14 protein-coding genes are annotated in these 17,736 nt (G+C 48.2%); 7 read left to right on the top strand and 7 right to left on the bottom strand.

All coding sequences use genetic code 11. The annotated features are described in order from the left end of the window. Window positions 1-236: 236 nt before the first annotated feature. Window positions 237-743: a molybdopterin-guanine dinucleotide biosynthesis protein MobB gene (gene mobB, locus BSPA111_RS20435; protein ID WP_183272965.1), complete on the bottom strand. Its 507-nt coding sequence runs from the start codon at window positions 741-743 to the stop codon at window positions 237-239. Continuing rightward, entirely contained in the window at window positions 744-1,325 is a 582-nt protein-coding gene (gene mobA / locus BSPA111_RS20430; protein ID WP_183272964.1) for a molybdenum cofactor guanylyltransferase MobA, read from the bottom strand. A 72-nt stretch (window positions 1,326-1,397) separates the two neighbouring features. Here mobA and BSPA111_RS20425 point away from each other — a divergent pair, with 72 nt between their 5' ends. The 3 genes from BSPA111_RS20425 (at window position 1,398) to dsbA (ending at window position 3,382) form a co-directional block, all read left to right on the top strand. Next, window positions 1,398-1,667, top strand: coding sequence for a YihD family protein (locus BSPA111_RS20425; RefSeq protein WP_034499931.1), 270 nt, complete (start codon window positions 1,398-1,400; stop codon window positions 1,665-1,667). Between the two features lie 76 nt (window positions 1,668-1,743). Next, on the top strand, window positions 1,744-2,730 hold the full coding sequence (locus tag BSPA111_RS20420; RefSeq protein WP_183272963.1) for a serine/threonine protein kinase: 987 nt from the start codon (window positions 1,744-1,746) through the stop codon (window positions 2,728-2,730). 28 nt (window positions 2,731-2,758) lie between these two features. Next, window positions 2,759-3,382, top strand: a complete 624-nt coding sequence (dsbA, locus tag BSPA111_RS20415; protein WP_183272969.1) for a thiol:disulfide interchange protein DsbA — start codon at window positions 2,759-2,761, stop codon at window positions 3,380-3,382. 30 nt (window positions 3,383-3,412) lie between these two features. Here the strand turns inward: dsbA and BSPA111_RS20410 are convergent, their stop codons facing one another. Continuing rightward, on the bottom strand, window positions 3,413-4,300 hold the full coding sequence (locus BSPA111_RS20410; protein WP_183272962.1) for an acyltransferase: 888 nt from the start codon (window positions 4,298-4,300) through the stop codon (window positions 3,413-3,415). Window positions 4,301-4,745: 445 nt separating this feature from the next. Between BSPA111_RS20410 and polA the strand changes: the two genes are divergently transcribed. Continuing rightward, entirely contained in the window at window positions 4,746-7,538 is a 2,793-nt protein-coding gene (gene polA, locus BSPA111_RS20405) for a DNA polymerase I (protein WP_183272961.1), read from the top strand. A 351-nt stretch (window positions 7,539-7,889) separates the two neighbouring features. Here polA and yihA read toward each other — a convergent pair whose 3' ends face one another. Continuing rightward, window positions 7,890-8,546: a ribosome biogenesis GTP-binding protein YihA/YsxC gene (gene yihA, locus BSPA111_RS20400; protein ID WP_183272960.1), complete on the bottom strand. Its 657-nt coding sequence runs from the start codon at window positions 8,544-8,546 to the stop codon at window positions 7,890-7,892. A gap of 587 nt (window positions 8,547-9,133) precedes the next feature. Between yihA and yihI the strand changes: the two genes are divergently transcribed. Continuing rightward, window positions 9,134-9,658 carry a Der GTPase-activating protein YihI gene (gene yihI, locus BSPA111_RS20395; RefSeq protein WP_183272959.1) on the top strand — a complete coding sequence of 175 codons (525 nt, stop codon included), beginning with the start codon at window positions 9,134-9,136 and terminating at the stop codon, window positions 9,656-9,658. Between the two features lie 148 nt (window positions 9,659-9,806). Next, a complete protein-coding gene (gene hemN / locus BSPA111_RS20390; RefSeq protein ID WP_183272958.1) occupies window positions 9,807-11,180 on the top strand; it encodes an oxygen-independent coproporphyrinogen III oxidase in 1,374 nt (457 codons plus the stop codon). A 135-nt stretch (window positions 11,181-11,315) separates the two neighbouring features. Here hemN and glnG read toward each other — a convergent pair whose 3' ends face one another. The 3 genes from glnG to glnA all read right to left on the bottom strand — a co-directional run bounded on the left by glnG (window position 11,316) and on the right by glnA (window position 15,460). After that, a complete protein-coding gene (gene glnG, locus BSPA111_RS20385) occupies window positions 11,316-12,725 on the bottom strand; it encodes a nitrogen regulation protein NR(I) (RefSeq protein ID WP_183272957.1) in 1,410 nt (469 codons plus the stop codon). A gap of 8 nt (window positions 12,726-12,733) precedes the next feature. Continuing rightward, complete coding sequence (gene glnL, locus BSPA111_RS20380; RefSeq protein WP_183272956.1) at window positions 12,734-13,783, bottom strand: nitrogen regulation protein NR(II); 1,050 nt, start codon at window positions 13,781-13,783, stop codon at window positions 12,734-12,736. 267 nt (window positions 13,784-14,050) lie between these two features. Continuing rightward, complete coding sequence (gene glnA, locus BSPA111_RS20375; protein ID WP_183272955.1) at window positions 14,051-15,460, bottom strand: glutamate--ammonia ligase; 1,410 nt, start codon at window positions 15,458-15,460, stop codon at window positions 14,051-14,053. 374 nt (window positions 15,461-15,834) lie between these two features. Here glnA and typA point away from each other — a divergent pair, with 374 nt between their 5' ends. Next, window positions 15,835-17,661: a ribosome-dependent GTPase TypA gene (typA, locus tag BSPA111_RS20370; RefSeq protein ID WP_183272954.1), complete on the top strand. Its 1,827-nt coding sequence runs from the start codon at window positions 15,835-15,837 to the stop codon at window positions 17,659-17,661. Window positions 17,662-17,736: the final 75 nt, after the last annotated feature.

Below are 17,736 nucleotides of genomic sequence, written 5' to 3'. Positions count from 1 at the left end.
CTCAGAAGTGAAACGCCGTAGCGCCGATGGTAGTGTGGGGTCTCCCCATGCGAGAGTAGGGAACTGCCAGGCTCCAAATAAGTGGAAAGCCCTGTACTGACGTACAGGGCTTTTTGCTGTCTGCAATAAACTGTCGGGAACAATTTTGCACGCCGGTCACGGCGGCCCCGGAGGGGCGAGTATCAGGATGATACGAGTATTTACACGAAAAAAGCTTGCAACTGCGCAGGCGAAACTCATTTATTAAGCCATTTAGCAATAAAATCAGCAATCTGGCTGGGTGAATTGATGTCCAGAACCGGAAGTCTTGCATTCGGGATCGGCACGTCACTTGATATGGCAATAACATTACTGTCGATTTCCAGCTCATCAATGCTATGCGTTACTCCTGACCGATAAAGCAGGATCTTAGGTATCGCCTCGTGCTTAAAACCTTCAACTAATATCACATTGAGTGAGGTCGGATCCATTCGGCTGGCGAGCCAATGTAAATCCAGTTCTTCTTGCTCAGATGTTTCAGTCATTAGCGCCCAGCGATTCTTATTGGCCACAATCGTTTGTGCTGCACCAGCTTTCCGCAATTCGTAGCTGTCCTTTCCAGGTTTATCGACATCCACATCATGATGAGTATGTTTGATTAGGCCTGGGCGTATCCCTTGTTGAATGAGTAAAGGGATCAGTTGCTTGAGAAGCGTTGTTTTGCCGGTGCCACTCCAGGCGGCAATAGCGAGCAGAGGTATCATCTATTTACGCTCCCATTGGGCGAGATCATCAGGTGAATTCACGTTGATGAAGTTTTGCATCTGGTTCGGGAATAATACGGCGTGACCGCCAGCCTCTCGTAGAAAGTACATAACCCGCCGCTCGCCAGAAGCCAGATAGTTTTCCAGCGATATCGCTAGTTTGTTATGTAAAAGAGCGATGGTTGGATGATCTCGCTCACCATCATTTACCCATATGGCGCAGGACGCCCCTTTCTGTTCCCAAAGTTTGTATGCCAAATCGTCCGGGATATTAGGGGTATCGCAAGGGCAAAACAAAAACCATTCACTATCAAGTTTTTGCATTGCAGATAGCATTCCTGCCAATGGCCCAGGGTAATCAGGCAGAGTGTCACTCAGGACAGGTAATCCAATAGACTGATATATATCAATATTTCTATTTGCGCTAATTACCACGTTATTGACTTGAGGCGTGAGTTTTCTGGTGACATGCTCAAATAATGGCAGACCATTTAGGTGTATCAGTCCTTTATCCTTGCCACCCATTCTTGTGGCTCTTCCTCCCGCCAACACCACACCAGTAACTTCCGTTAAACATCTCACTTATATCGCCTCTTTTAATGTGGGTTTGAGCCTGCTAACGTGTCACATCTCTCATGTGAAAGGAGCACAATCATGAAATGCAAACGTCTTAACGAACTGCTCGAGTTACTTCAGCCCGCATGGCAGAAAGAGCCGGACCTCAACTTGATTCAATTTTTGCAGAAACTCAGCAAAGAGTCAGGTTATACCGGTGAATTAACCGATCTCACTGATGATGTGCTGATTTATCATCTGAAAATGCGCGACTCTGCAAAAGATGCTGTTATTCCCGGCATTCAGAAAGACTATGAAGAAGATTTTAAGACTGCATTATTACGCGCTCGCGGCGTAATTAAAGAGTAAAAGCTTGTAAGCCGGCCCACTTTAGCGGTGATGAAATGTTATCCTCAACTATTCGTATTTACAGTTGGTTGCCTGGATGACAGACAGCGCTTTCAATTTTCAAACACTACATCCGGATACCATCATGGATGCCCTGTTCGAACAGGGTATACGGGTGGATTCCGGCTTGACCCCATTAAACAGTTTTGAAAACCGCGTTTACCAGTTTCAGGACGAGGATCGTAAACGTTATGTGGTTAAGTTTTATCGGCCTCATCGTTGGTCACCTGAGCAGATAGAAGAAGAGCATCAGTTTGCACTTGAGTTGCAAGCTGATGAGGTTCCGGTCGCCGCTCCCCTGCATTTCAACGGCAACACGCTATTACGCCACAACGGCTTTATGTATGCTGTGTTCCCAAGTTTGGGGGGAAGGCAGTACGAAACAGATAACCTCGACCAGATGGAATGGGTGGGGCGCTATCTTGGCCGTATACATCAAACCGGTCGACGTAAGCAATTTTCTGCGCGTCCTGACATAGGCTTAAGTGAATACTTATTTGAGCCTCGCGAAATGTTTGAGCATACGCCTTTGATTCCCTCTGCCCTCAAGAAGGGATTTCTCAGTGCAACAGATGCGCTAATAGCTGAAGTTAAACTTCATTGGCATACCGATTTTCAGCCATTGAGACTGCACGGTGATTGTCATCCAGGGAATATTCTCTGGCGTGATGGCCCTTTGTTTGTCGATCTGGATGATGCCAGAAATGGCCCGGCAATTCAGGATATCTGGATGCTTCTCAACGGTGACAAAGCCGAGCAGAGAATGCAGTTGGAAATGATTGTCGAAGCGTATGAAGAGTTTACCCCATTTGAATCAGACGAAATTGCACTCATAGAACCTTTACGTGCAATGCGAATGGTCTATTATCTCGCGTGGATAATTCGACGCTGGGATGATCCTGCTTTCCCCAGAAATTTTCCGTGGCTTACAGACGAAGATTACTGGCGAAGACAAACTGCGACTTTTACAGAGCAGGTAAGGGTTCTGCGTGAACCACCACTAACATTAACGCCAATGTATTAATCAGTATTTATTCAGGAGAGATTTAATGATGAAAAAGATTTGGCTGGCGCTGGCGGGGATGATCCTGGCATTCAGCGTGTCTGCCGCGCAGTTTAAAGACGGAAAAGAATTTATCACTTTAGAAAAACCTGTTGCCGGTGAGCCACAAGTTTTAGAGTTTTTCTCCTTCTACTGCCCACATTGCTATCAGTTTGAAGAAGTTCTTCATGTCTCTGATACTGTGAAGAAAAAGCTGCCAGAAGGCACCAAAATGACAAAATACCATGTTGAGTTCCTGGGCCCATTGGGCAAAGATTTAACTCAGGCATGGGCTGTTGCGATGGCATTGGGCGTGGAAGACAAAATCACCGCTCCACTGTTTGAAGCTGTACAGAAGACTCAGACTGTTCAAAACGTTGCTGATATCCGCCAGGTATTCATCGACGCTGGTGTTAAACCAGAAGAGTACGACGCTGCATGGAACAGTTTTGTTGTGAAATCACTGGTTGCTCAACAAGAGAAAGCTGCTGCGGATCTGCAATTGCAGGGCGTTCCAGCTATGTTCGTCAACGGAAAATATCAGTTGAATCCGCAAGGCATGGACACGAGCAACATGGACGTGTTTATTCAGCAATATGCTGATGTAGCCAAGTTCCTGGTTGGACAGAAATAACAAAAAAGCCGGTCATTGACCGGCTTTTTTCTATTGCTTGATGCTTGTCAGTAGCTCGTCTTTTTCATGCCACAATGCATTCAACCATTGCTGGAAGCGACGTTTAAAAGCTTTATCATTTACATAATCGCCATGCAGATCCTCTGCAATAGGCACCAGCGACACTCTAACCACAATTCGCGTCATTTTCCCGGTTAACATGTCATAAAATGGTTTTTGTGTATTTTCAGGATAACAAAGCGTCACATTCAGCAGTTTATCGAATTGTTTTCCAAGCACATTGAGAGCCATTGCGATTCCTGCTGCTTTTGGCGGAAGTAGGTTTTTAAAAGCTGAACGAGTCTGTAAACGCTTCTCTTTAGTGAACCTTGAACCTTCGACAAAATTCACGATGGTTGTTGGGTGAGAGCGGAATTTTTCACAAGAACGGCGAGTGGTTTCGACGTCTTTGCCACGTTGCTCCGGATGACGTAACAAATACCCGCGCGAATAGCGTTTCATGAAAGGCATATCCAACGCCCAACAAGCTAAACCCATAAATGGCACCCAGGCGAGCTGTTGTTTTAAAAAGTACTTATTCATTGGGATATGTTTACGAAACAGCACACACAAAATGACGATATCAGCCCAGCTTCTGTGATTACAAATCAGCAGATACCAGTTTTTTTTACTGAGCTCATCGAGCCCTTCAACATCCCATTTCAAGTGTGGATTTAACCTGAGCAAAAAGGCCAATCCTTCACACCAGCAGTACATCATGAAATCAGCAAATGCCGAGATTGAGCGCCAGATGATGGGAATAGGTAGAAGTAGCTTGATGATGCCAGCAATAATAATGGGTACTGAGCAGGCTACAGTGACCACGATAGTAAGAGCGACACTCAGAATCAAAGTTATCGCGGCGAATAATCTCGACATAAATAAATTTTTCAGATGGTTAAGGAGTGTCGGGTGCTGGGAATAGGATAGTAAGGCTGAATTTTATCAGAAATTTATCACCAGTGATGACACTAAAACTGCTGAATAATAAACCCGCATACCACATGCTTTGAATAATACCGGTCTATAACATAATTTATTTTTATATCCACATTTATCGATCATTAGCAAAATGTCTTCTCAGTGAATGAGTGTTATGCAAGATATTGAAAATTATTGAAATTAATCTTGGTGATGATTTCCTTACAGATTAGCAATCAATTGCTTAAAGAATTATGCACAAACTTATCCACAATATTGATCGTGGGGCCGATCTCGAAGATCAACAAAACTTTTCACCTTATCTTCCTCAAAAGTTCATGTTTTCAGCCAGGCTATGGCATCCTTTACCTATAAACTAAAACCAGTCACGGAACGGAACATTATGGTTCAGATCGCGCAAAACCCACTTATCCTCGTTGATGGCTCCTCTTATCTCTATCGTGCCTATCACGCCTTTCCACCGCTGACCAATAGCAAAGGTGAACCGACCGGGGCAATGTACGGCGTGCTGAACATGCTGCGTAGCTTGTTGTTGCAGTACCAGCCGACTCACGCCGCTGTGGTGTTTGATGCTAAAGGTAAAACCTTCCGTGACGAGTTGTTTGAGGATTACAAATCACACCGACCACCAATGCCAGATGATCTTCGAGCGCAAATTGAGCCACTTCATGCGATGGTAAAAGCCATGGGCTTACCTCTGTTGGCTGTTTCAGGTGTGGAAGCAGACGATGTTATCGGTACGCTGGCGCTTGAGGCGGAACGTGTTGGCCGTCCGGTACTGATAAGCACCGGCGATAAAGATATGGCGCAGCTGGTTACTCCTGGCGTTACGCTAATCAATACCATGACTAATACTATCCTTGGCCCGGAAGAAGTCCGCACTAAGTATGGTGTACCTCCTGAGCTGATTATCGACTTCCTGGCTTTAATGGGTGACTCATCAGATAACATTCCTGGTGTACCGGGCGTTGGTGAGAAAACTGCACAGGCGTTACTGCAAGGTTTAGGTGGTTTAGATGCGTTGTATGCCAACCCAGAAAAAATCGCAGAGTTGACCTTCCGTGGTGCGAAAACCATGGCAGCGAAGCTTGAGCAAAGCAAAGACCTTGCTTACCTCTCCTATAAACTGGCTACCATCAAAACGGATGTTGAGCTCGAGTTAGGTTGCGAGCAATTAGAAGTGCAGCAGCCAGCAGGTGAAGAGTTGCTTAGCCTGTTTAAACAATATGAATTTAAACGTTGGATTACGGACGTTGAAGCGGGCAAGTGGATGCAAGCTAAGGGCGCGAAACCTGTAGCGCAATCCCCTAAAACCATTGAAATTGAAGCCGAAGTTGAACCGGAAGAGCCTGCCAGTGTGCTTTCTTATGACAACTACGTCACCATTCTTGACGAAACCGTACTTGAAGAGTGGATTTCCCGCCTGAAGAAAGCGCCTGTTATCGCTTTCGATACTGAAACCGACAGCCTGGACAATATCAGTGCGAACCTCGTGGGGCTTTCGTTTGCTACCGAACCGGGTGTTGCGTGCTATATCCCTGTCGCGCATGACTATTTAGATGCACCGGTGCAGATCCCTCGTGAACGGGCGCTCGAACTTCTTAAGCCGTTACTTGAAGATGAAAGTGTTCTTAAAGTTGGACAGAACCTGAAGTATGACCGCGGCATCATGCAGAACTACGATATTGAGTTACGCGGAATTGCGTTCGATACAATGCTCGAGTCCTACATACTTGATAGCGTGGCAGGCCGTCATGATATGGACAGCCTGGCTTCTCGCTGGCTGAAGCACACGACTATCACCTTCGAAGAGATTGCCGGTAAAGGCAAAAAGCAGCTGACATTTAACCAGATCGATCTTGAGCAAGCTGGACGTTATGCCGCAGAAGATGCAGACGTTACCTTGCAGTTGCATCTGAAGATGTGGCCAAAGCTCGAGAAACGTGAAGGGCCATTAAGCATCTTTAAAAATGTTGAAATGCCGCTTGTCCCAGTGCTGTCACGCATTGAACGTAACGGCGTCAAAATTGATCCCGCTATTCTGCACACCCATTCTGAGCAGTTGACGAAACGACTGGCAGAGCTTGAATTGACTGCACATGAAATAGCTGGCGAAGCGTTTAATCTTGCTTCACCTAAGCAGTTGCAGACTATTCTTTTTGAGAAACAAGGTATTAAGCCACTGAAGAAAACCCCTGGCGGCGCGCCTTCTACTTCTGAGGAAGTGTTGGAAGAATTAGCACTGGATTATCCGCTGCCAAAAGTCATTCTTGAGCACCGTGGTTTGGCGAAGCTGAAATCGACTTATACCGATAAGCTGCCACTAATGATTAACCCGAAAACCGGGCGCGTTCATACCTCTTATCATCAGGCGGTGGCAGCGACCGGGCGTTTGTCTTCTACCGAACCGAACCTGCAAAACATTCCGGTGCGTAATGAAGAAGGGCGACGTATTCGCCAGGCTTTTATTGCACCCAAAGATTACTTGATCGTTTCTGCCGACTACTCGCAAATCGAGTTGCGCATTATGGCGCATTTATCTCGTGACAAGGGGCTGCTAACTGCATTTGCCGAAGGCAAAGATATTCACCGTGCTACTGCATCTGAAGTATTCGGAATTCCGTTGGATAGCGTTTCTGGAGAGCAACGCCGCAGCGCGAAAGCGATTAACTTCGGTCTGATTTACGGCATGAGCGCATTCGGTTTGTCACGCCAGCTCAACATTCCGCGTAAAGAGTCGCAGAAATACATGGATCTCTACTTTGAGCGCTACCCTGGCGTGCTGGAGTACATGGAGCGCACTCGTAAGCAGGCTAAAGAGCAAGGTTATGTTGAAACCCTGGATGGACGTCGTCTGTATTTACCAGATATCAACTCTAGTAATGCGGCACGTCGTGCTGGTGCTGAACGTGCGGCTATCAACGCGCCTATGCAGGGAACGGCAGCTGACATCATCAAACGCGCGATGATTGCCGTCGATGCCTGGCTTGAGGCAGATAAACCACGCGTAAAAATGATCATGCAGGTACACGATGAATTGGTATTTGAAGTTCATCAGGACGATCTGGAAGCCGTATCGAAGAAAGTCCACGAACTGATGGAAGGCAGCATGAAACTGGATGTGCCGTTGCTGGTGGAAGTTGGGAGCGGTGCAAATTGGGATGAAGCGCACTAATTTGAAGCGAGTTCTGTAACTAAAGAACATAAGTCATAGCTTTTTGTGATGACGCTTCAAAATTGGCGTGCAAAGAGTGAAAAAAAACTACAAAAAATGCTTTTTCATCCGAATAAAAAGGAGTAGAGTTATTTGCGTAGGGTACAGAGGTAAGATGTTCTATCTTTCAGACCTTTTACTTCACGTAATCGGATTTGGCTGAATATTTTAGCCGCCCCAGTCAGTAATGACTGGGGCGTTTTTTATTGTGCCATACCCATAAAATTCCAAGCTGCATCTTTGTTGGCAGCGTTCATTTGCCCCCGCAATGCAACTCGAATTATTTTAGGTATGGCCAATAACGAAGGATGGTTATTCGCCAGTCGTCTCGTCGTCTTCTTCTACACCATCTTCTTCAGTTGCTGGAGCGATATCGTTGTACCAGCCGTCAAGCTTATGACGCAGTACATCGACACCAATTTTCTTCAGTGACGAAAACGCCTCAACCTGAATGTCACCGTTAAAGTCCACTACTGCGGCGCGCACCATATTCAACTGTGCTTTACGAGCACCAGATGCCAACTTATCAGCCTTGGTTAACAGCAACATGACGGGAATGTTGCTGGCAACAGCCCAGTGAATCATCTGCTGATCAAGGTCCTTAAGTGGATGACGGATATCCATCAGCACGACCAGGCCTTTCAAGCTATTACGCTTTTGCAGATATTCACCGAGCGCGCGCTGCCATTTCAGTTTTACTTCTTCCGGCACTTCGGCGTAGCCGTAACCCGGTAAATCCACCAGACGTTTACCTTCAGCGACTTCAAACAGGTTGATGAGCTGAGTACGGCCTGGTGTTTTACTGGTTCGAGCCAGTGCTTTCTGATTGGTCAGCGTATTTAATGCGCTGGATTTCCCTGCGTTAGAGCGGCCTGCGAAAGCAACCTCAATACCGGTATCAGAAGGTAAATGGCGAATGTCCGGTGCGCTAAGCACGAAGTGGGTCAGTTGATAATTCCAGTTTGTCAAAACGGTTGTCTCCCTCAGGATGAGCATTGTGGGGGATTATACCTGAACATGGGGAAAACGCCGTGTTTCTCGGCGCGGCTTACAGGATTACAGAAATCCGCCCGAGGTTTGTAGGATATTGACCACTCTATCTGTCAGAGAACGCAGTGTTGATTGATGCCATGATAATTAAAAGGCTATATATTACAGTGCATTATGTTTACTCTCTCGGATTGCATTCATGACTTAACACAAATACTCATCTTGTAGAATCAATGGGTAAGAGTAAAGTTAGCGGCACAGGCAAAGGAGAGCCACAAAGGATAGCAACTCAGGATGAGGGTTCAGGATTGTCAGGATGGCGAGGAACCAGTGGGAATGCCAGGAGGCAACGTCAGGAGACGTTTAACAAGGACATGGATTGACACGGAAGTTGTTTGCAAAGGAAAGACAGGGCGTCGAGTGCAAACAGGGATTGTGTGACCAGATAAAGGTCCAGGAACAAGAAAAAGGCGACAGGTTAACCTGCCGCCTTTTTTCTTTGCTTGCTTTCTGCTAGATTCCGCCGCAATTCTATACTGAATGAAAACGGCTCAAGAAAAATTATTATGAAGCAACAAAACTCAGCAGTACCTGGTTCTAAACCTTCAAAAGCACGCCGCAAAACGCGTGAAGAGCTTGATCGTGAAGCTCGCGATCGCAAACGTGAGAAAAAACACAGTGGCCACGCAGCAGGTAGTCGTGCAACTGGCGGCGTCGAGTCGGCTAAAAGTGGAAAAGGCAGCAGCCAGGCCAAAGATCCGCGCATTGGCAGTAAAAAACCAATCGCCCTGGGCGTAATTGAAGTCCAGGTCAAAAAACCGAAACAGCACAAACCTAAGAGCGAGAAACCTATGCTAACACCACAGGCTGAGCTGGATTTGCTGGAGAATGATGAACGCCTGGATGCGTTGCTGGAACGTCTTGAAGAAGGTGAAACGCTCAATGCCGAAGAGCAGGCTTGGGTTAACGCTAAGCTTGATCGTATCGATGCACTGATGGCTGAACTCGGCATCGCTTACGATGATGACGAAGATGAAGAAGAAAAAGAGAAGGGCGATGACCTGATGCGCCTGCTCAAAGGCACTGATTAACGATTACCCCGATGGGATTACCTGTTCTTTTCGTGGTTATTCCTCTGGTGTGTTATCTGCTGTGGTTATTCGTTAAACTACGGCGGTTGTCGCGATTGCAAAAATCGTTGCGCCGTCAACGAATGCGGCATCACCGGAGGAAGTGAGTATGTCTGAGCTGTTAATCGATTGGGATCTGGCCCTGATCCAGAAATATAATTATTCAGGGCCGCGTTATACCTCTTACCCGACTGCGCTGGAGTTTTCAGAAGACTTCGGTGAGGCGGCATTTCTACAGGCGGTGGCTCGTTATCCTGAGCGCCCGCTGTCGCTATATGTTCATATCCCGTTCTGCCACAAGCTCTGCTACTTCTGCGGCTGCAACAAGATCGTGACTCGGCAGACGCACAAGGCCGATCAGTACCTTGATGCGCTGGAACAAGAGATTGCCCACCGTGCGCCGCTCTTCAAGGGCCGTCACGTCAGCCAACTGCATTGGGGCGGCGGTACACCAACTTACTTGAGTAAAGCGCAGATAAGCCGTTTGATGGGGCTTCTACGGGGTCATTTCAATTTCAATGAAGACGCCGAGCTGTCTATTGAAATCGATCCGCGTGAAATCGAACTTGATGTGCTGGACCACCTGCGCCAGGAAGGCTTTACTCGCCTGAGTATGGGGGTGCAGGATTTCAACAAAGAAGTTCAGCGTTTGGTTAACCGTGAACAAGACGAAGAGTTTATCTTTGCCTTGATTCAGCGCGCGCGCGAACTGGGTTTCACATCAACCAATATCGATTTGATTTATGGTCTGCCAAAACAGACGCCGGAAAGTTTTGCCTTCACGCTCAAACGCGTGGCAGAACTCAGCCCGCATCGTTTAAGCGTTTTTAACTACGCGCACTTGCCGACATTGTTCGCGGCGCAACGCAAAATCAAAGATGCAGACTTACCCAGCGCGCAGCAGAAACTCGATATTCTGCAAGAGACCATCAGCTCGCTAACGGCGACTGGATACCAGTTTATTGGCATGGACCATTTCGCTCGTCCGGATGATGAACTGGCGATTGCTCAACGCGAAGGGAAATTGCACCGTAATTTCCAGGGTTACACCACCCAGGGTGATACGGATCTGTTGGGTATGGGCGTTTCCGCCATCAGCATGATTGGCGATTGCTACGCACAGAACCAGAAAGAGCTTAAAACGTATTACCAACAGGTTGATCAGCAAGGCGATGCGCTATGGCGTGGTCTGGCATTAACCCGTGATGACTGTATTCGTCGTGACGTTATCAAAGCGCTGATTTGTAACTTCCAGCTCAACCTTGTGGAAATAGAAAAGCTTTGGGATCTGAATGCAGAAGAATACTTCGCAGAAGATTTGAAATTGCTGAAGCCACTAGCGAAAGATGGGCTGGTGGACATTGACGGCAAACATATCCAGGTCACGGCAAAAGGTCGTTTGCTAATCCGTAATATCTGCATGTGTTTTGATAGTTACTTGCGCCAGAAGGCACGGTTGCAACAGTTCTCTCGCGTAATCTAAATATCCGTCATTCTTCAAGTTGTGGGGGCGTTGGCAGCGCTCACTAACCCCAGTCTCTTACTCAAGTAAGCTCCTGGGGATTAGCTCTCTTGCCGCCTACCCACAACTCGAATTATTTAGGATATAAATTGTAAGCTACTCCATTCCCAACTCTTTGAGCTTACGCGTCAGGGTATTGCGTCCCCAGCCAAGAAGCCTTGCTGCTTCCTGCTTATGCCCTTGCGTATGGCGTAGTGCAGTCGTCAGCAGTGTACGCTCCATCTCTGGCTGAGCCTCAGAGAGTAAGTTCTGATGACCGGAACGTAATGCACGATCTGCCCATTGTGCCAGTAGTGTTGCCCAACTGTCGGACTGAGAATGTGCCGGACTATCGGGAATCGTTGTCTCGAATAGTTCGGCGGGCAAGTCCTGAATCAACACTTCCTGACCTGCCGCCATGACTGTTAACCAGCGACAAGTATTTTCCAGCTGGCGGACGTTTCCAGGCCAGGCCAAACGCGTTAACGCCGTTTCGGTTTCGGGATGGAGCAGCTTTGCTTCCACACCCAATTCCTGCGCGGCATCTTGCAAGAAATGGCGAGCCAGGCGCGGAATATCTTCGCGACGCTCACGCAGAGGTGGCAAATGCACACGTATTACGTTCAGGCGATGGAATAAGTCCTCACGGAATTTCCCTTCCTGTACGCGCAACTCAAGATTCTGGTGAGTCGCGGCAATAATTCGCACATCCACTTTTACGGGCGCATAACCGCCAACGCGATAAAACTGCCCGTCAGCTAACACGCGCAGTAAGCGGGTTTGCACATCCAGCGGCATATCACCAATTTCATCGAGGAACAGTGTGCCGCCATCAGCCTGCTCAAAACGGCCCTGGCGAATTTGATTCGCACCGGTAAAAGCACCTTTCTCATGGCCAAACAGCTCGGACTCAATCAAATCCTTTGGAATGGCGGCCATATTCAGCGCGATAAAAGGGGATTTCACTCGCGGACTATGACGATGTAAAGCGTGGGCAACCAACTCCTTACCCGTACCGGATTCGCCGTTAATCAGCACACTTATTGATGATCGGGACAAGCGGCCAATAATGCGAAACACATCCTGCATCGCGGGAGCTTCACCGATGATATCGGTCGTCGGCCCATTAACCTGCACATTACGCGGTTGCTGTTGTTCCTGATAATGACTGATGGCTCGCTCAACGAGTGCAACAGCTTCATCAATATCAAAAGGCTTTGGCAGGTAATCAAATGCGCCTTGTTGATAGGCGCTCACCGCCGCTTCAAGGTCTGAATGAGCTGTCATTATGATGACCGGCAACATCGGGTGCCGTTGTTTAATCTGCTTTAGCAGCGCCAAACCATCCATGCCGGGCATGCGAATATCAGATAACAAAACGTCCGGGGTTTTGGTTGCAAGAGCATTCAGGACTTCATTGCCACTTTCAAACGTGGTGCAGCTTAAACCCGCCCCAGTCAGAGCGCGTTCCAGCACCCAACGGATGGAGCTATCGTCATCAACGATCCAAACTATCCCTCGTTGCATAAAGACCTCTACTTACGAATAGGCAGGTAAACCGAGAACTCGGTATGACCTGGCCAACTGTTAAATTCGATTTTTCCCGAATGCTGATCGATCAAGTTGCGTGCAATAGAAAGACCTAAACCCGTCCCTCCCTCACGTCCGCTCACCATTGGGTAGAATAGTGTGTCCTGCAGATGGGCCGGAATCCCCGGACCGTTGTCTTCAATATCAATGCGAGCAGCCAGGCGATAACGCGTCCCGTGCAGCGTAATTTGAAACGCAGTTCGCGTGCGTAGCACAATTTCACCGCCGTCGCTGCCCAACGCCTGAAGCGCGTTGCGCACAATATTCAGTAAAATCTGTTCAATTTGGTCGGGATCATGCGCCAACTCAGGCAAACTTGGGTCGTAATCTCTCACCAGCGTTACATTCGCTGGTAACTCCATCGACACCAATTTCATCACACGCTCTGTAACTTTGTGAATACTTTCAGTGACGTGCATGCCGGGTTGTTGCGGGCCTAATAGCCTGTCCACCAGATTACGTAAGCGGTCAGCTTGCTCAATAATCACCTTGGTGTATTCGGTGAGAGAGGGATCGGGTAAGGCTTTTGCCAGTAACTGCGCCGCGCCGCGTAACCCACCCAGTGGATTTTTAATCTCATGTGCCAGCCCGCGGACTAAGTCACGAGCGGCAATTTGCTGCGCTTGCTGTAACTGTTCCTGACTTAAACGTCGCTGATTATCCATCGGCGCCATTTCCATCAGGATGAAACCTTCTGGCAAACGTTGTGCAGTCAGGGAAAGAATGTGGGAACGGCTATCAATAACCAGTGTGACTTCGTTATCGGTAAAACCCTGGCCTGCGGTCAGGCTTTCCTGCATCAAGCCAACATTTAGCGAAAAGTAACTCAACAGCTCTGGAAGAGGTGTGCCGTACAGCTTGCGCGAACTTTGCGCCAAAAGTTGCTGTGCAGCTGGATTGGCGTAATGCACCGCCAGCTCGTCATCGACCAGTAAAATACTGTTGATTAAAGAATTCAGGATCTGCCCAGCATCGGGCAGTGTGCCGGTTGCCATACAGCAGTCTCCGATAATTTGCACTGTGATGGTGCAGTATAGTTTCCTGCGGGCAAAAGATATTGCTACAGAAGGTTATTTGTGGAGAAAAAAGCCCATCATGAGATGGGCCAAAAGTTTCCACGGCAACAAAATCCTCAGCGTCTTTCTTACCACAGCGGTGTTGGCTACTCTCATTCACCCGAATCACTTACTTGAGTAAGCTCATCGGGATTCATTCGATTGCCAGCCTGGCTGTGGCAAGAAATCCGCAGAGTATTACTAATATTAAACGCTGTAGTACAACTCAAACTCTACCGGGTGCGGAGTCATACGCACACGGTCATTTTCTTCAATACGCAGGGCGATGTAAGCATCGATTGCGTCATTGGTGAACACGCCACCTGCAGTCAGGAACTCACGGTCTTCGTTCAGGCAGTTCAGTGCTTCTTCCAGAGAGCCAGCAACTTGTGGGATCTCTTTCGCTTCTTCTGGCGGCAGGTCGTACAGGTTTTTGTCCATTGCTTCGCCCGGATGGATTTTGTTCTTGATGCCATCAAGACCAGCCATCAGCAGAGCTGCAAAGCACAGGTACGGGTTAGCTGCTGGGTCTGGGAAACGCACTTCAATACGACGTGCTTTCGGAGACGCAACCACTGGAATACGGATAGAAGCAGAACGGTTACGCGCAGAGTAAGCCAGCATAACTGGAGCTTCATAACCCGGGACCAGACGCTTGTAAGAGTTGGTTGTTGGGTTCGCCAGGGCGTTGATGGCTTTAGCGTGCTTGATAACGCCACCGATGTAGTACAGCGCTTGCTCAGACAGGCCTGCATATTTGTCGCCAGAGAACAGGTTTACACCGTTCTTGGACAGGGACATGTGGCAGTGCATACCGGAACCGTTATCACCAAACATTGGTTTTGGCATGAAGGTCGCAGTTTTGCCGTATGCGTGAGCAACGTTATGAACCACATATTTGTAGATCTGAATTTCGTCCGCTTTTTTGGTCATGGTGTTGAAGCGGGTGGCGATTTCGTTCTGACCCGCTGTTGCAACTTCGTGGTGATGCGCTTCAACCACCAGGCCCATTTGCTCCATGGTCAGACACATTGCAGAACGCAGGTCCTGAGATGAGTCAACCGGAGGAACCGGGAAGTAACCGCCTTTAACAGCAGGACGGTGACCTTTGTTACCGCCTTCGTATTTAGTACCGGTGTTCCATGCGCCTTCGATATCATCGATAGCAACGTGAGAACCGGAAATAGAGCTACCAAAACGGATGTCATCGAACAGGAAGAATTCTGGCTCTGGCCCGAACAGTACAGTATCGGCAATGCCAGTTGAGCGCAGGTAGTCTTCAGCACGTTTTGCGATGGAGCGTGGGTCACGGTCATAACCCTGCAAAGTGCCTGGCTCAAGAATGTCACAACGAATGATAAGAGTGGAGTCTGCGAAGAACGGGTCAATAACCGCGGTAGATGCGTCTGGCATCAGAACCATGTCGGATTCGTCGATGCCTTTCCAGCCACCAATCGAGGAGCCATCAAACATTTTGCCTTCTTCGAAGAATTCAGCATTCACCTGGTGAGCAGGAATTGTGACGTGCTGTTCCTTACCTTTGGTGTCAGTGAAGCGCAAATCAACAAATTTCACTTCATGCTCATTCAGCATCGTCAATACGTGTTCAGCGGACATACTTAAATCTCCTGGATTGGTCATTGTCGTCGTGGTAACGAGGTGTTCAATACATTCTATTTGGCTTTTCGCCCTGAAATGATTAAAGCGAAATCTGTGCCAACTTTTAAATTACCCTAAAAAGGCGCTATCATGCGCGGTATAGTGCAAAAGGGCTGCACCATGATGGATAGTTTGCACCAATGTAGTGCTTCGGTCTGAGATTTGAGCACCATATTGGTGCAATTTTCGTTATGGCTCCCTTTTTTGCTCCGTGAAAGCGATCACAAACCCTTACTTTCAACATTGTTTGTAAAGGTTCTTTGTGATCCTGTTCTGTCCTTCGATTAATACGTGTACAATAACGCGCTATTTCTAATGCCTGAGGCAAAGTTGTGATCGAAAATCTGCGTAATATCGCCATCATCGCGCACGTTGACCATGGTAAAACTACCCTGGTTGATAAGCTGCTGCAGCAATCTGGTACTTTCAGTAACGAACGTGCTGAAGCTACTGAACGCGTGATGGACTCCAACGATTTGGAGAAAGAGCGTGGGATTACCATCCTCGCTAAAAACACCGCTATCAAATGGAATGACTACCGTATCAACATCGTTGATACCCCTGGGCACGCCGACTTCGGTGGTGAAGTTGAACGTGTAATGTCCATGGTAGACTCCGTTCTGCTGGTCGTTGATGCAATGGATGGCCCAATGCCGCAGACGCGCTTCGTAACCAAAAAGGCATTTGCCCATGGTTTGAAGCCAATTGTTGTAATCAACAAAGTTGACCGTCCTGGTGCGCGTCCTGACTGGGTTGTTGATCAGGTATTCGACCTGTTCGTTAACCTTGAAGCAACCGACGAGCAGCTCGATTTCCCAATTATCTATGCATCTGCATTGATGGGGATCGCGGGCAACGATCACGGTGATATGGCGGAAGATATGACCCCGCTGTACCAGGCGATTGTTGACCACGTTAAAGCACCAAGCGTTGACCTTGATGGTCCGTTCCAGATGCAAATTTCCCAGCTCGACTACAACAACTATGTTGGCGTAATCGGCATCGGTCGCATCAAACGCGGTAAAGTGAAGCCTAACCAGCAGATCACTATCATCGATAGCGAAGGTAAAACTCGTAACGGTAAAGTTGGCAAAGTGCTGACCCACCTCGGTCTGGAGCGTATTGAATCCACCGAAGCCGAAGCAGGCGACATCATCGCGATTACCGGTCTTGGCGAACTGAATATCTCCGACACCCTTTGCGATACGCAAAATGTTGAAGCGTTGCCAGCACTGTCTGTTGATGAACCAACCGTTTCTATGTTCTTCAACGTCAACACCTCTCCGTTCTGTGGCAAAGAAGGTAAATTCGTTACCTCCCGTCAGATCCTTGACCGCCTGAACAAAGAGCTGGTGCACAACGTTGCGCTGCGCGTTGAAGAAACCGAAGATGCGGATGCATTCCGTGTATCCGGTCGTGGCGAACTGCACCTGTCTGTTCTTATCGAAAACATGCGTCGTGAAGGCTTCGAACTGGCTGTGTCCCGTCCGAAAGTTATCTTCCGTGAAATCGATGGCCGTAAGCAGGAACCGTTTGAAAACGTGACTCTTGATATCGAAGAGCAACACCAGGGTTCTGTGATGCAGGCTCTTGGTGAGCGTAAAGGCGACCTGAAAAACATGAATCCAGACGGCAAAGGCCGCGTACGTCTTGACTACGTGATCCCAAGCCGTGGTCTGATCGGTTTCCGTAACGAATTCATGACCATGACGTCTGGTACAGGTCTGCTGTACTCCACCTTCAGCCATTATGACGACGTTCGTCAGGGCGAAGTGGGCCAGCGTCAGAATGGCGTGCTGATCTCTAACGGCCAGGGTAAAGCGGTTGCGTTTGCTCTGTACGGTCTGCAGGATCGCGGTAAGCTGTTCCTGGGTCACGGTGCTGAAGTTTATGAAGGCCAGATCATCGGTATTCACAGTCGTTCTAACGACCTGACTGTTAACTGCCTGACCGGTAAGAAACTGACCAACATGCGTGCGTCCGGTACTGACGAAGCGACTACACTGGTTCCAGCTCAGAAAATGACTCTTGAGCAGGCACTGGAGTTCATCGATGATGACGAACTGGTAGAAGTTACCCCGCTGTCCGTACGTATTCGTAAACGTCACCTGACTGAAAACGACCGCAAACGCGCAGGTCGTGGCGGCAAAGAAGCGTAAGTTTCTTTCCTGCAAAGCTGTTTATAAAGCATTGAAGCCCTGCCTGTTTAGGCGGGGCTTTTTTTTGCTTCTTTT

The sequence above is a fragment of the Buttiauxella sp. A111 genome, from assembly GCF_014189855.1.
Lineage (GTDB): Bacteria > Pseudomonadota > Gammaproteobacteria > Enterobacterales > Enterobacteriaceae > Buttiauxella > Buttiauxella selenatireducens.
This window is presented reverse-complemented; position numbering and strand designations above follow the sequence as displayed.